At 66.9% G+C, this 13,846-nt stretch carries 12 protein-coding genes; 11 read left to right on the top strand and 1 reads right to left on the bottom strand.

Features of this window, described 5'->3' with window-relative positions:
* From ACP26O_RS14010 to ACP26O_RS13960, 11 genes are all read left to right on the top strand, one after another.
* Positions 1-627: an SAM-dependent methyltransferase gene (locus ACP26O_RS14010; protein WP_175665385.1), complete on the top strand. Its 627-nt coding sequence runs from the start codon at positions 1-3 to the stop codon at positions 625-627.
* Positions 628-723: 96 nt separating this feature from the next.
* A complete protein-coding gene (locus ACP26O_RS14005) occupies positions 724-1,059 on the top strand; it encodes an FmdB family zinc ribbon protein (RefSeq protein WP_105832911.1) in 336 nt (111 codons plus the stop codon).
* A 61-nt stretch (positions 1,060-1,120) separates the two neighbouring features.
* Complete coding sequence (locus ACP26O_RS14000) at positions 1,121-1,771, top strand: DUF502 domain-containing protein (protein ID WP_006751501.1); 651 nt, start codon at positions 1,121-1,123, stop codon at positions 1,769-1,771.
* Between the two features lie 67 nt (positions 1,772-1,838).
* The gene (gene aspS / locus ACP26O_RS13995; protein ID WP_006477843.1) at positions 1,839-3,641 is read left to right on the top strand and encodes an aspartate--tRNA ligase; all 1,803 of its coding nucleotides are present in this window, start codon (positions 1,839-1,841) and stop codon (positions 3,639-3,641) included.
* A gap of 157 nt (positions 3,642-3,798) precedes the next feature.
* Positions 3,799-4,293 (top strand): dihydroneopterin triphosphate diphosphatase, encoded by a 495-nt coding sequence (gene nudB / locus ACP26O_RS13990; RefSeq protein WP_126228487.1) that lies wholly within the window; start codon positions 3,799-3,801, stop codon positions 4,291-4,293.
* Complete coding sequence (clsB, locus tag ACP26O_RS13985) at positions 4,290-5,564, top strand: cardiolipin synthase ClsB (RefSeq protein ID WP_105832913.1); 1,275 nt, start codon at positions 4,290-4,292, stop codon at positions 5,562-5,564. Before nudB ends, clsB begins: the two co-directional genes overlap by 4 nt.
* Before the next feature lie 189 nt (positions 5,565-5,753).
* On the top strand, positions 5,754-6,353 hold the full coding sequence (locus ACP26O_RS13980; protein WP_006751498.1) for a TetR/AcrR family transcriptional regulator: 600 nt from the start codon (positions 5,754-5,756) through the stop codon (positions 6,351-6,353).
* A 56-nt stretch (positions 6,354-6,409) separates the two neighbouring features.
* A complete protein-coding gene (locus tag ACP26O_RS13975; RefSeq protein WP_175665386.1) occupies positions 6,410-8,197 on the top strand; it encodes an acyl-CoA dehydrogenase C-terminal domain-containing protein in 1,788 nt (595 codons plus the stop codon).
* A 113-nt stretch (positions 8,198-8,310) separates the two neighbouring features.
* On the top strand, positions 8,311-10,746 hold the full coding sequence (locus ACP26O_RS13970; protein WP_175665387.1) for a 3-hydroxyacyl-CoA dehydrogenase/enoyl-CoA hydratase family protein: 2,436 nt from the start codon (positions 8,311-8,313) through the stop codon (positions 10,744-10,746).
* Between the two features lie 75 nt (positions 10,747-10,821).
* Entirely contained in the window at positions 10,822-12,021 is a 1,200-nt protein-coding gene (locus ACP26O_RS13965) for an acetyl-CoA C-acyltransferase (RefSeq protein WP_011657892.1), read from the top strand.
* A gap of 91 nt (positions 12,022-12,112) precedes the next feature.
* Positions 12,113-12,880, top strand: a complete 768-nt coding sequence (locus ACP26O_RS13960) for an enoyl-CoA hydratase (RefSeq protein ID WP_105834523.1) — start codon at positions 12,113-12,115, stop codon at positions 12,878-12,880.
* A gap of 60 nt (positions 12,881-12,940) precedes the next feature.
* On the opposite strand, the gene fdhD is transcribed toward ACP26O_RS13960, so the two are convergent.
* Positions 12,941-13,771 carry a formate dehydrogenase accessory sulfurtransferase FdhD gene (fdhD, locus tag ACP26O_RS13955; RefSeq protein WP_166488181.1) on the bottom strand — a complete coding sequence of 277 codons (831 nt, stop codon included), beginning with the start codon at positions 13,769-13,771 and terminating at the stop codon, positions 12,941-12,943.
* Between the last annotated feature and the right edge of the window lie 75 nt (positions 13,772-13,846).

Below are 13,846 nucleotides of genomic sequence, written 5' to 3'. Positions count from 1 at the left end.
ATGTCCGAGCCGAAGCCACCGTCCACGCCGGGCGCCGCCGATTTCGCGACGCGCGACCCGAGCGACGCATCGTTCTGGGACGAGCGTTTCGCGCGCGGCGTGACGCCGTGGGAATTCGGCGGCGTGCCGCAAGGGTTTCGCGCGTTTGCGCAGCGGCTCGGGCCGTGCGCGGTGCTGATTCCCGGCTGCGGCAGTGCGCGGGAGGCCGGCTGGCTCGCGCAGGCCGGCTGGCCCGTGCGCGCGATCGATTTCGCCGCGCAGGCGGTGGCGGCCGCGAAGGCGCAGCTCGGTGCGCATGCGGACGTCGTCGAGCAGGCCGATTTCTTCGTGTATCGGCCGCCGTTCGACGTGCAGTGGGTGTACGAGCGCGCGTTCCTGTGCGCGCTGCCGCCGAGCCTGCGCGCCGGCTATGCGGCGCGGATGGCCGAATTGCTGTCCGCCGGCGCGTTGCTGGCCGGTTATTTCTTCGTGACGAAGAAACCGAAGGGCCCGCCGTTCGGCATCGAGCGCGCCGAACTCGATGCGCTGCTCGCGCCGCGCTTCGAGCTGATCGAGGATCTGCCCGTGACCGATTCGCTGGCCGTGTTCGAAGGACACGAGCGCTGGCTCACGTGGCGCCGTCGCTGAAGCCCGGCGTGTCGCGGCCGTTGCCGGAGCGCGCCGGGGTTTCGGATATAATTCAAGGTTTTGCAAGCCGTTTCCAGTTTCCGCGGGAAAAATATCATGCCGATCTACGCCTATCGATGCGAAGCGTGCGGTTTCGCGAAGGACATGCTCCAGAAGATGAGCGACGCGCCGCTGTCGCAGTGCCCCGAATGCGGGAAGGATGCTTTTCGCAAGCAGGTCACCGCCGCCGGCTTCCAGCTGAAGGGCTCCGGCTGGTATGTCACCGATTTCCGCGGTGGCTCGGGCGGCACCAGCGCGCCGGCGACGGCGACGGGCGAAGCGGGGGCTGCGGCACCCGCTGCCGCGGCGCCGGCGGCCGCCGCCACGAGTTCCGAAAGTACGACGACGAGCGCCGCGCCGGCCCCGGCTGCGGCGCCCGCCGCCGGCAGTTGACAGTCGCGGCCCGTCCGGGCCGCGTCCACACCGCGCTTCCGGCGCGGTTCATTGACGGCAGATGATGAAAAAGACGACCCTGAAATCGGTGTTTCTGACCGGCCTGCTGGTTCTCGTCCCGCTCGCGATCACGCTGTGGGTGCTCGGTCTCATCATCGGCACGATGGACCAGACGCTGCTGCTGCTGCCCGAATCGTGGCAGCCGGAGCGGGCGCTCGGCTTCCGCCTGCCGGGGCTCGGCGCGGTGCTGACGCTCGCGTTCATCTTCGTCGTCGGGCTGGCCACGCAGAACTTCATCGGCCAGAAGCTCGTCACGTGGTGGAACGCGGTCGTGCGTCACATCCCGGTCGTCGGGCCGATCTACACGAGCGTCAAGCAGGTGTCGGACACGCTGCTGTCGAGCAGCGGCAACGCGTTCCGCAAGGCGCTGCTGATCGAATACCCGCGTCGCGGCTCGTATACGATCGCGTTTCTGACCGGCGCGCCCGGCGGCGACGTGGTCAACCATCTGACGGAAGAGTACGTGAGCGTGTACGTGCCCACGACACCGAACCCGACGTCGGGCTTCTTCCTGATGCTCCCGAAGAGCGAAGTCATCGAACTCGACATGTCGGTCGATGCCGCGCTCAAGTACATCGTCTCGATGGGCGTCGTGGCGCCGTCGGCGCCGGCTCCGGTGCCCGCCCGCCGCCCCGTCGAGCCGCCGCTGTAAGTAAAGAATCATCGCCCGGGCCGCGCGTTGCGGCACCCGTTGATCAAACCGAACGAAAGCAAACATCATGTCGATGCGTACTGAATACTGCGGTCTCGTGACCGAACACCTGCTGGGCCAAACCGTGTCGCTGTGCGGCTGGGTGCAGCGCCGCCGCGATCACGGCGGTGTGATCTTCATCGACCTGCGCGATCGTGAAGGCCTCGTGCAGGTGGTGTGCGACCCGGATCGCGCGGAAATGTTCGCGACCGCCGAAGGCGTGCGCAACGAGTTCTGCGTGCAGATCAAGGGTCTCGTGCGCAACCGTCCGGAAGGCACGGTCAACGCCGGCCTGAAGAGCGGCAAGATCGAAGTGCTGTGTCACGAACTGAACGTGCTGAATGCGTCGGTCACGCCGCCGTTCCAGCTCGACGACGACAACCTGTCGGAAACGACGCGCCTCACGCACCGCGTGCTCGACCTGCGCCGTCCGCAGATGCAGCACAACCTGCGCCTGCGCTACCGCGTCGCGATCGAAGCGCGCAAGTACCTCGACGAGCAGGGCTTCATCGACATCGAAACGCCGATGCTGACGAAGAGCACGCCGGAAGGCGCGCGCGACTACCTGGTGCCGTCGCGCGTGAACGCGGGCCAGTTCTTCGCGCTGCCGCAGTCGCCGCAGCTGTTCAAGCAGCTGCTGATGGTCGCGAACTTCGACCGTTACTACCAGATCACCAAGTGCTTCCGCGACGAAGACCTGCGCGCCGACCGCCAGCCGGAATTCACGCAGATCGACTGCGAGACGTCGTTCCTCGGCGAGCAGGAAATCCGTGATCTCTTCGAAGACATGATCCGTCACATCTTCAAGACGACGATCGACGTCGAACTCGACGCGAAATTCCCGGTGATGCCGTACTCGGAAGCGATGGCGCGTTTCGGTTCGGACAAGCCGGACCTGCGCGTGCAGCTCGAATTCACCGAGCTGACCGACGCGATGAAGGACGTCGACTTCAAGGTGTTCAGCACGCCGGCCAACGCGAAGGACGGCCGTGTCGCGGCGCTGCGCGTGCCGAAGGGTGGCGAGCTGTCGCGTGGCGACATCGACGGCTACACGGAATTCGTGCGCATCTACGGCGCGAAGGGCCTCGCGTGGATCAAGGTCAACGAGAAGGCGAAGGGCCGCGACGGCCTGCAGAGCCCGATCGTCAAGAACCTGCACGACGCATCGATCGCGGCGATCCTCGAGCGCACCGGTGCTGAAGACGGCGACATCATCTTCTTCGCGGCCGACCGCGCGAAGGTCGTCAACGACAGCCTCGGCGCGCTGCGCCTGAAGATCGGTCATTCGGAATTCGGCAAGGCGAACGGCCTCGTCCAGGCCGGCTGGAAGCCGCTGTGGGTTGTCGATTTCCCGATGTTCGAATACGACGACGAAGACGCGCGCTACGTCGCGGCGCACCACCCGTTCACGAGCCCGAAGGACGAGCACCTCGAATACCTCGAGACCGATCCGGGCCGCTGCCTCGCGAAGGCGTACGACATGGTGCTGAACGGCTGGGAAATCGGCGGCGGCTCGGTGCGTATCCACCGCGAGGAAGTGCAGAGCAAGGTGTTCCGCGCGCTGAAGATCGGCGCGGAAGAAGCGCAGCTGAAGTTCGGCTTCCTGCTGGACGCGCTGCAGTACGGCGCGCCGCCGCACGGCGGTATCGCGTTCGGTCTCGACCGCATCGTCACGATGATGGCCGGTGCCGACTCGATCCGCGACGTGATCGCGTTCCCGAAGACGCAGCGTGCGCAGGATCTGCTCACGCAGGCGCCGAGCCCGGTCGACGAGCGTCAGCTGCGCGAACTGCACATCCGTCTGCGTCAGCCGGAACAGCCGAAGGCGTAACGCCTGTCGCAGGTCGTGCGCACGGCGACGCGCGCACGACACCCCAACGAAACAGGCGCCCCGATGCGCCTGTTTCGTTTTTTGCGGTACAGTCGCAGCACTTGCCGCACGTTCGGGCACAGGCCCGGCGCACGGCCCTGTGTCGCATGAAACAAAGATGACGAAGCCGCCGAAAATTCCCGAATCCGTTCTCGTCGTGATCTACACGCCCGAACTCGACGTGCTGGTGATCAAGCGTGCCGACCAGCCCGATTTCTGGCAATCGGTGACCGGATCGAAGGACGCGCTCGACGAGCCGCTCGCGCTCACGGCCGCGCGCGAAGTCGCCGAGGAAACCGGCATCCTGGTCGGTACGCACGACGTGCCGGCCACCGCGCTGATCGACTGGCACCACCAGATCGAATACACGATCTATCCGCAATACCTGCATCGCTATGGGCCGGGCGTCACGCGCAACGTCGAGCACTGGTTCGGCCTGTGCGTGCCGCACCGCGTCGACGTGACGCTGTCGCCGCGCGAGCATGTCGACCATGCATGGCTGCCGTACCGCGAAGCGGCCGCGCGCTGCTACTCGCCGTCGAACGCCGAGGCGATCCTGCAATTGCCCGTGCGCGTGTCGCTCGCGCGGGCGCCGCACGGCTCGTCCGCATGAATTCGGAAACCCGCAAGCGCTTCGCGCAATTGCGGCAGATGTTCCTGCAGGAACGCGGCTCCGCGTCGCGGCTCGCATTCACCGCCGGCAACACGGTGCGGCTGTGCACGACCGGCGGCGAATTCTTCCAGGCGCTGATCGAGCGGATCGAGGCGGCGCGCGAGCAGGTGATGCTCGAAACCTACATCTTCTGCGACGATGCGGCCGGCCGACCGGTGTCGGATGCGCTGATCCGCGCGGCGCAGCGCGGCGTGCGCGTGCGCGTGATCACCGACGGCGTCGGCACCGCGCGCCTGCCGCTGTTCGACACGTGGGCCGACGCCGGCGTCGAGCACTGCATCTACAACCGCTACCTGTTCGGCCGCTTCGGCTTTTCGCGCACGCACCGCAAGCTCGCGGTGATCGATCATGCGGTCGCGTACTGCGGCGGCATCAACATCGTCGACGACTACACGCAGGGCACCGCGACGCTGCCGTTTCCGCGCTGGGATTTCGCGGTCGAGATGGCCGGGCCGGCGGTGTCGGACGTGCGCGCCGCGTTCGAGCTGCAGTGGCACCGGATCCAGTTCGGCCACAAGCCGTATGCGCAGTACGCGGCCGGGCTGCACGGCGGCGAGGCGTTCCCGGACATGTTCCGGCGCTGGATGCGCAGCCACCGATGGATCAAGGCCGGTGCGCTGCGGGTCGTCACCGAGCCGAGCGTCGCGTTCGTCGCGCGCGACAACGTCGTGAACCGCCGCGCGATCGAGAAGGCGTATCTCGCCGCGATCGGGCGGGCGCGACAGCGGATCCTGCTCGCGAACCCGTATTTCATGCCGGGCCGCAAGCTGCGCCGTGCGCTGACGGGGGCCGCGCGGCGCGGCGTCGACGTGCGGATCCTGATCGGCCGCAACGAGTTCACGGCGCTCGATACGGCCGTGCCGTTCCTGTATCACGCACTGCTGCGCGCGGGCGTGCGCGTGTCGGAATACGACAAGACGATCCTGCACGGCAAGGTCGCGGTGATCGACGACAACTGGGCGACGGTCGGCTCGTCGAATCTGGACGCGCTGAGCCTGATGCTCAACAATGAGGCCAATGTCGTGCTGGTGCGCTACGATGCGCTCACCAACGAGCTGCGCGACGCGATCACGAGCGCGTTCGCCGAAGGCCGCGAGATCGACGCCGCCCGCTACGCCGCCCGGCCACGCATCGAGCGTATGCTGAGCTGGCTCGCGTACAACACGTACCGCGTCGTGATGAAGGCGTTGACGGTCGGCGGTTACGACTAAGCATCCGCTTCAAAAAATCTGTCCGCACGTTCGTGCGGAAAAGCCGCTCCGGCCCCGCCGGAATCGCGCAAAATAGCGGCTCGGTTAGACACCGGTTTCTAATAATTTCCTTGTTTCGCGAGCGGCCGCACTCAATAATAGTACGGCCGTTCGATTTTATTCGAACCCCCGAACGGTTAAGAAAAAGCTATGCGAAAAGGCGAACAGACGCGTGCCGCGATACTCGAAGCTGCTTTGGACCTCGCCAGCCGTGACGGGCTGGAGGGGCTGACGATCGGCCTGCTGGCCGAGCGCATGCAGATGAGCAAGAGCGGTGTGTTCGCGCACTTCGGATCGCGCGAAGACCTCCAGGTCGAGGTCGTCCGCGAATATCACCATCGTTTCGAAAACGAGGTGTTCTTTCCGAGCCTGCGCGAGCCGCGAGGCTTGCCGCGCCTTCGGGCGATGCTGGCGCGCTGGACGGAGAAGCGCATCCAGGAGGTGACGACCGGATGCATCTACATCAGCGGAGCCGTCGAGTACGACGACCGGCCTGACAGCCCCGTGCGCGAGCAGCTGATCGCGAGCGTGACGGCCTGGCGTGCCGCGATGCTGCGTGCCATTTCGCAGGCGAAGGAAGAAGGCCATTTGCGTGCGGATACCGATCCGGACCTGATGCTCTTCGAGTTGTACAGCTTCACGCTCGGCCTGCATCACGACGCACGCTTCCTGCATTCGCCGGATGCCGTGCGCCTCACGTGGGCCGCGCTGGAAAAGACGATCGTTTCGTATCAGAGCGAGAGCCGTTAGCGGCGCGTGACCCGCCCGCCAGGAGCTCGAGCCGTTTGCCCACTTTGGAGAGAGTCATGGGACAGTACGCCGCGCCGCTGCGCGACATGCAATTCGTGTTGCACGAGCTTCTGAACGTCGAAGCCGAGGTCAAGCAAATGCCGCGGCATGCGGACCTCGACGCCGACACGATCAACCAGGTTCTCGAGGAGGCGGGCAAGTTCTGCTCCGAGGTGCTGTTCCCGCTGAATCAGGTCGGCGACCGCGAAGGCTGTACGTATGAAGGCGACGGCGTCGTGAAGACCCCGACCGGCTTCAAGGAAGCGTACCGGCAGTACGTCGAGGCCGGCTGGCCGGCGCTCGGCTGCGATCCGGACTACGGCGGCCAGGGCCTGCCCGCGTTCGTGAACAACGCGCTCTACGAAATGCTGAATTCGGCGAACCAGGCATGGACGATGTATCCGGGCCTGTCGCACGGCGCCTACGAATGCCTGCACGCGCACGGCGCGCCGGAACTGCAGCAGCAATATCTGCCGAAGCTCGTGTCGGGCGAATGGACGGGCACGATGTGCCTGACCGAGCCGCACTGCGGCACCGACCTCGGCATCCTGCGCACCAAGGCCGAGCCGAACGTCGACGGCTCGTACTCGATCAGCGGCACGAAGATCTTCATCTCGAGCGGCGAGCACGACATGTCGAAGAACATCGTCCACCTCGTGCTCGCGCGCCTGCCGGACGCGCCGCAAGGCACGAAGGGGATCTCGCTGTTCATCGTGCCGAAGTTCGTGCCGGACGCCGCGGGCGAGCCGGGCGAGCGCAACGGCATCAAGTGCGGCTCGATCGAGCACAAGATGGGCATCCACGGCAACTCGACGTGCGTGATGAACCTCGACAACGCGAAGGGCTGGATGGTCGGCGAGCCGAACAAGGGCCTCAACGCGATGTTCGTGATGATGAACGCCGCGCGTCTCGGCGTCGGCATGCAGGGCCTGGGCCTGACGGAAGTCGCGTACCAGAACTCGCTGGCGTACGCGAAGGAACGCCTGCAGATGCGCTCGCTGACGGGCCCGAAGGCACCGGACAAGCCGGCCGACCCGATCATCGTGCACCCGGACGTGCGCCGCATGCTGCTCACGCAGAAGGCCTACGCGGAAGGCGCGCGCGCGTTCACGTACTGGTCCGCGCTGCAGATCGACAAGGAGCTGTCGCACGGTGACGAAGCGGTGCGCAAGGAAGCGGCCGACCTCGTCGCGCTGCTCACGCCGATCATCAAGGCGTTCCTGACCGACAACGCGTTCGAGTCGACCAACCACGCGATGCAGATCTACGGCGGCCACGGCTTCATCTCCGAGTGGGGCATGGAGCAGTACGTGCGCGACGCGCGGATCAACATGATCTACGAAGGCACGAACTCGATCCAGTCGCTCGACCTGCTGGGCCGCAAGGTGCTCGGCGACATGGGCGCGAAGCTGAAGAAGTTCGGCAAGCTCGTGACCGAATTCGCGGAAGCCGAAGGCGTGAAGCCGGAGATGGCCGAGTTCATCAACCCGCTCGCCGACATCGGCGACAAGGTGCAGAAGCTGACGATGGAAATCGGCATGAAGGCGATGCAGAACCCGGACGAAGTCGGCGCCGCCGCCGTGCCGTACCTGCGCACCGTCGGCCATCTGGTGTTCGCGTACTTCTGGGCGCGCATGGCGCGCATCGCTCTCGACAACGAAGCGTCGGGCGACCCCTTCTACAAGTCGAAGCTCGCGACGGCACGCTTCTACTTCGCGCGCCTGCTGCCCGAGACGGCAGCGACGATCCGCGCCGCGCGCGCCGGCTCGAAGACGCTGATGGAAGTCGACGAATCGCTGTTCTGATGCGAGTCGGGGCGGTGCGCGCCGCGCGCCGCCCCGACGCAACGGTTCCTGGTACTCACTTCGCCGTGCAGCCCTCACAACCCGCGCTGCACGACACTATCCGGAGACATCCCGTGAGCAATTTCCTGATTCGCAAGGTCGCCGTGCTGGGCGCCGGCGTGATGGGCGCGCAGATCGCCGCGCACCTCGTCAACGCGCGCGTGCCGGTACTGCTGTTCGACCTGCCGGCCAAGGAAGGCCCGAAGAACGCGATCGCGCTGAAGGCGATCGAGAACCTGAAGAAGCTGTCGCCCGCGCCGTTCGGCGTGAAGGACGACGCGAAATACCTCGAAGCCGCGAACTACGAGGACGACATCGCGAAGCTCGCCGAGTGCGACGTCGTGATCGAGGCGATCGCCGAGCGGATGGACTGGAAGCACGACCTGTACAAGAAGGTCGCGCCGCACATCGCGCCGAATGCGATCTTCGCGACCAACACGTCGGGCCTGTCGATCACGAAGCTGTCCGAAGGTTTCTCGGACGAACTGAAGTCGCGCTTCTGCGGCGTGCACTTCTTCAACCCGCCGCGCTACATGCACCTGGTCGAGCTGATCCCGACCGCGCATACGCGTGCCGACATCCTCGACCAGCTCGAAACGTTCCTGACGAGCATCGTCGGCAAGGGCGTCGTGCGCGCGAAGGACACGCCGAACTTCATCGCGAACCGCGTCGGCATCTTCTCGATCCTCGCGGTGATCACCGAGGCCGCGAAGTTCGGCCTGCGCTTCGACGAAGTCGACGATCTGACGGGCAGCCGCCTCGGCCGCGCGAAGTCGGCGACGTTCCGCACCGCGGACGTGGTCGGCCTCGACACGATGGCGCACGTGATCAAGACGATGCAGGACAACCTCGCCGACGATCCGTTCTTCCCGGTCTACCAGACGCCTGCCGTGCTCGCCGAGCTGGTGAAGCAGGGCGCGCTCGGCCAGAAGACGGGCGGCGGTTTCTACAAGAAGGAAGGCAAGGCGATCAAGGTGCTCGACGCGAAGACGGGCACCTACGTGGATGCGGGCGCGAAGGCGGACGAAACCGTCGGCCGCATCCTGAAGCGCCCGCCGGCGGAGCGCCTGAAGCTGCTGCGCGAGACGGATCATCCGCACGCGCAGTTCCTGTGGTCGATCTTCCGCGACGTGTTCCACTACATCGGCGTGCATCTCGAGTCGATCGCCGACAACGCGCGCGACGTCGACCTCGCGATCCGCTGGGGCTTCGGCTGGAACGAAGGCCCGTTCGAAGGCTGGCAGGCCGCCGGCTGGAAGCAGGTCGCCGAGTGGGTGCAGGAAGACATCGCGGCCGGCAAGGCGCTCGCGAACGTGCCGCTGCCGTCGTGGGTGCTCGAAGGCCCGGTCGCCGAGCAGGGCGGCGTGCACACGGCCGAAGGCTCGTGGGCACCGGCGTCGAAGCGCTTCGTGCCGCGTTCCGACCTCGCCGTGTACGGCCGGCAGGTGTTCCGCGCGCCGCTGATCGGCGAAACCGGCGCGGACCCGAAGACGTACGGCAAGACGCTGTTCGAAACCGACGCGGTGCGTGCGTGGGTCGACGACCGTGCAGGTGAAGACGACGTCGTGATCGTGTCGTTCAAGTCGAAGATGAACACGATCGGGCCGAGCGTGATCGACGGCCTCGTGCAGGCGATCGAACTCGCGGAGAAGGATTACAAGGGCGTGGTGATCTGGCAGCCGACGTCGCTGAAGCTCGGCACGCCGGGCGGCCCGTTCTCGGCCGGCGCGAACCTCGAGGAGGCGATGCCCGCGTTCATGATGGGCGGCGCGAAGGGCATCGAGCCGTTCGTGAAGAAGTTCCAGGAAGGCATGCTGCGCGTGAAGTACGCGAACGTGCCGGTCGTCGCGGCCGTGTCGGGCATCGCGCTCGGCGGCGGTTGCGAGCTGATGCTGCACAGCGCGAAGCGCGTGGTGCACGTCGAGAGCTACATCGGTCTCGTCGAAGTGGGCGTCGGCCTCGTGCCGGCGGGCGGCGGCCTGAAGGAAGCGGCGCTGCGCGCGGCGGAGGCGGCCACGGCCGCGAACGCGACCACCGACATCCTGAAGTTCGTCACGAAGTCGTTCGAGAACGCGGCGATGGCGAAGGTGTCGTCGTCGGCGCACGATGCGCGCGCGATGGGCTACCTGAAGCCTTCCGACACGATCGTCTTCAACGTGTTCGAACTGCTCGACACCGCGAAGAAGGAAGCGCGTGCGCTGGCCGACGTCGGCTATCGCGCCCCGCTGCGCGCGAAGGACGTGCCGGTGGCGGGCCGCTCGGCGATCGCGACGATCAAGGCCTCGCTCGTCAACATGCGTGACGGCCGCTTCATCAGCGATCACGACTACCTGATCGCGAGCCGCATCGCCGAAGCCGTGTGCGGCGGCGACGTCGAAGCCGGCAGCCTCGTCGACGAGCAGTGGCTGCTCGCGCTCGAGCGCCGTGCGTTCGTCGAGCTGCTCGGCACGCAGAAGACGCAGGAACGGATCATGGGCATGTTGCAGACCGGCAAGCCGGTGCGTAACTGAGTGAGCGAATGCATAGCATGGGACCAGAGTAAGCGCTGAAGCGCCAACTCCGGTCGACAGGCCAAGGAGTTTCAAATGAGCAAACAATTGCAAGACGCATACATCGTCGCCGCCAGCCGCACCCCGATCGGCAAGGCCCCGCGCGGAGTCTTCAAGAACACGCGTCCCGACGAGCTGCTGGTTCACGCGATCCGCTCGGCGGTCGCGCAGGTGCCCGGCTTCGACACGAAGCTGATCGAGGACGCGATCATCGGCTGCGCGATTCCGGAAGCCGAGCAGGGCCTGAACGTCGCGCGCATGGGCGCGCTGCTCGCGGGCCTGCCGCAGACGGTCGGCGGCGTGACGGTCAACCGCTTCTGCGCGTCGGGCATCACGGCGCTGGCGATGGCGGCCGACCGCATCCGCGTCGGCGAATCCGACGCGATGCTCGCGGGCGGCTGCGAATCGATGAGCATGGTGCCGATGATGGGCAACAAGCCGTCGATGTCGCCGCACATCTTCGATCGCAGCGAAGACTTCGGCATCGCGTACGGGATGGGCCTGACCGCCGAGCGCGTCGCCGAGCAGTGGAAGGTGAGCCGCGAAGACCAGGACGCGTTCTCGGTCGAATCGCATCGCAAGGCGCTCGCCGCGCAGCAGGCCGGCGAGTTCGGCGACGAAATCGCCGCGTACACGCTCACCGAGCGTTTCCCGAACCTCGCGACAGGCGAAGTCGACGTGAAGACGCGCGAGATCGCGCTCGACGAAGGTCCGCGCGCGGATACGTCGCTCGAAGGCCTCGCGAAGCTGCGCACGGTGTTCGCGAACAAGGGCTCGGTCACGGCCGGCAACAGCTCGCAGACGTCGGACGGCGCGGGTGCGCTGCTCGTCGTGTCGGAGAAGGTGCTCAAGCAATTCAACCTGACGCCGCTCGCGCGCTTCGTGAGCTTCGCGGTGCGCGGCGTGCCGCCGGAAATCATGGGCATCGGTCCGAAGGAAGCGATTCCGGCCGCGCTGAAGGCCGCCGGCCTGAAGCAGGACGATCTCGACTGGATCGAGCTGAACGAGGCATTTGCCGCGCAGTCGCTGGCGGTGATCCGCGATCTTGGCCTCGACCCGTCGAAGGTCAACCCGGTCGGCGGCGCGATCGCGCTCGGCCACCCGCTCGGCGCGACCGGCGCGATCCGCGCGGCGACCGTCGTGCACGGCCTGCGCCGCCGCAACCTGAAGTACGGGATGGTCACGATGTGCGTCGGCACCGGCATGGGTGCGGCGGGCATCATCGAACGCCTGTAAGCGGGACGCGACGACAAGCGACGACGGTGCGCGGGCCACGAGCTCGCGCACCGTTTTTTCATTCCGGTAGAGGACGTCAAAGGAGACGGTTGTGGCCGAAATTCAAGTGGAACGCGCCGACGGCGTGATGACGATCACGATCGCACGCCCGGCGAAGAAGAACGCGCTGACGGCGGCGATGTACCAGACGATGGCCGATGCGCTCGCCGACGCGCAGGAAGACAAGGCGATCCGCGTGATCCTGCTGCGCGGCAGCGACGGCAACTTCAGCGCGGGGAACGATCTCGAGGATTTCCTGAAGGCGCCGCCGAACGACGAGAACGCGCCGGTGTTTCAGTTCCTTGCGCGGATCAGCCAGGCAAGCAAGCCGATCGTCGCCGCGGTGCCGGGCGTCGCGGTCGGCGTCGGCGTGACGATGCTGCTGCACTGCGACCTCGTCTACGCGGCCGACGTCGCGACGTTCTCGCTGCCGTTCGCGCAGCTCGGGCTGTGTCCGGAAGCCGCGTCGAGCGCGCTGCTGCCGCGTCTGGCCGGCCATCAGGTCGCGGCCGAGAAGCTGCTGCTCGGCGAAGCGTTCGATGCGCTGGAAGCGTACCGGATCGGCATCGTCAATCGCGTGCTGCCGGCCGCCGAGCTCGACGCATTCGCGGCGAAGCAGGCCGCGAAGCTCGCGGCGCTGCCGGCGTCGTCGCTGCGCGTGACGAAGGCGCTGTTGAAGGATACGGGCGGGGTCGCGGTTGCCGCGCGGATCGCCGAGGAAGCCGGCCACTTCTCCACGATGCTGCGCGCGCCGGAAGCGCGCGAGGCGATGACGGCGTTCTTCGAGAAGCGCAAGCCGGATTTCCGTCAGTTCGACTGACGCGGCGGGCCGCGCCGGCACGGACCCGCCGGCGCGCCCCGCACGGCAGGATGGCCGGCGTCAGGCCGTGCCGTAATCGACGTGGCCGGTTTCGCGGCAGAAGCTGACGAGCCGCAGGCCGGCCGCCTTTGCGATCTCGATCGCGAGCGACGACGGCGCGGAGATCGTCGCGACCATCGGGATGCCGACCCGCGCCGACTTGCGCACGAGCTCGTAGCTGGCCCGGCTCGACAGGAACACGAAGCCGTCGGTCGCGTCGGCGCGTGCCAGCACGAGCGAGCCGATCAGCTTGTCGAGCGCGTTGTGGCGGCCGACATCCTCGAACGCCATCCGGATCGTGCCCGTTGCATCGCACCATGCGGCTGCATGCAGGCCGCCGGTCAGCCGCGTGAGGGCCTGATGGGCCGGCAGCGCGTGGGCCGCGCGCGCGAGCGCGTCGGGCGCGAGGCGCGCGAGAAAGCCGGTGTCGGGCACCCGTTCGGGTGCGAGATCGAGCAGGTCGATACTTTCGATCCCGCATACGCCGCAGCCGGTGCGCCCGGCAAGCGCGCGGCGCCGGTCCTTCAGCGCGGCGAACGCCTGCTGGACGACCTCCAGATGCACCTCCGCGTGCGGCAGCGGCGCGTCGGCGTGCAGGATCACGTCGATGTCCTTGATGTCGCTGCCGCGCTCGACGATCCCTTCCGAGATCGCGAAGCCGACCGCGAACGCCTCGAGGTCGCGCGGCGTGCACATCATCACCGCGTGCGAGATACCGTTGAAGACCAGTGCGACCGGCCATTCCTGGCCGACGTAGTCGTGGGCCGTCTCGACCGCGCCGCCGCGCGTGCGGCGCACGGACAGCTCGATCGCGCCGCGCGGTTCTTCTGTTTCAGTCGGATTCACGAGCACTCCCGTTGATTCGACGCAGCGGCGGCGACGATCGTGTGCGCCGCTTGCGCGCAGAGGTTCTAAAATACCCCAGGC

The sequence above is a fragment of the Burkholderia sp. R-40 genome (assembly GCF_049942845.1).
Taxonomy (GTDB): Bacteria; Pseudomonadota; Gammaproteobacteria; order Burkholderiales; family Burkholderiaceae; genus Burkholderia; species Burkholderia ambifaria.
The sequence above is the reverse complement of the archived record's forward strand: the minus strand, read 5'-3'. Positions and strand labels throughout refer to the sequence as shown.

What these genes read in the sequence shown, in the direction of transcription:
- ACP26O_RS14010 (WP_175665385.1), top strand. Translation starts at nt 1, where the DNA reads ATGTCCGAGCCGAAGCCACCGTCCACGCCGGGCGCCGCCGATTTCGCG.
- ACP26O_RS14005 (WP_105832911.1), top strand. Translation starts at nt 724, where the DNA reads ATGCCGATCTACGCCTATCGATGCGAAGCGTGCGGTTTCGCGAAGGAC.
- ACP26O_RS14000 (WP_006751501.1), top strand. Translation starts at nt 1,121, where the DNA reads ATGATGAAAAAGACGACCCTGAAATCGGTGTTTCTGACCGGCCTGCTG.
- aspS (WP_006477843.1), top strand. Translation starts at nt 1,839, where the DNA reads ATGTCGATGCGTACTGAATACTGCGGTCTCGTGACCGAACACCTGCTG.
- nudB (WP_126228487.1), top strand. Translation starts at nt 3,799, where the DNA reads ATGACGAAGCCGCCGAAAATTCCCGAATCCGTTCTCGTCGTGATCTAC.
- clsB (WP_105832913.1), top strand. Translation starts at nt 4,290, where the DNA reads ATGAATTCGGAAACCCGCAAGCGCTTCGCGCAATTGCGGCAGATGTTC.
- ACP26O_RS13980 (WP_006751498.1), top strand. Translation starts at nt 5,754, where the DNA reads ATGCGAAAAGGCGAACAGACGCGTGCCGCGATACTCGAAGCTGCTTTG.
- ACP26O_RS13975 (WP_175665386.1), top strand. Translation starts at nt 6,410, where the DNA reads ATGGGACAGTACGCCGCGCCGCTGCGCGACATGCAATTCGTGTTGCAC.
- ACP26O_RS13965 (WP_011657892.1), top strand. Translation starts at nt 10,822, where the DNA reads ATGAGCAAACAATTGCAAGACGCATACATCGTCGCCGCCAGCCGCACC.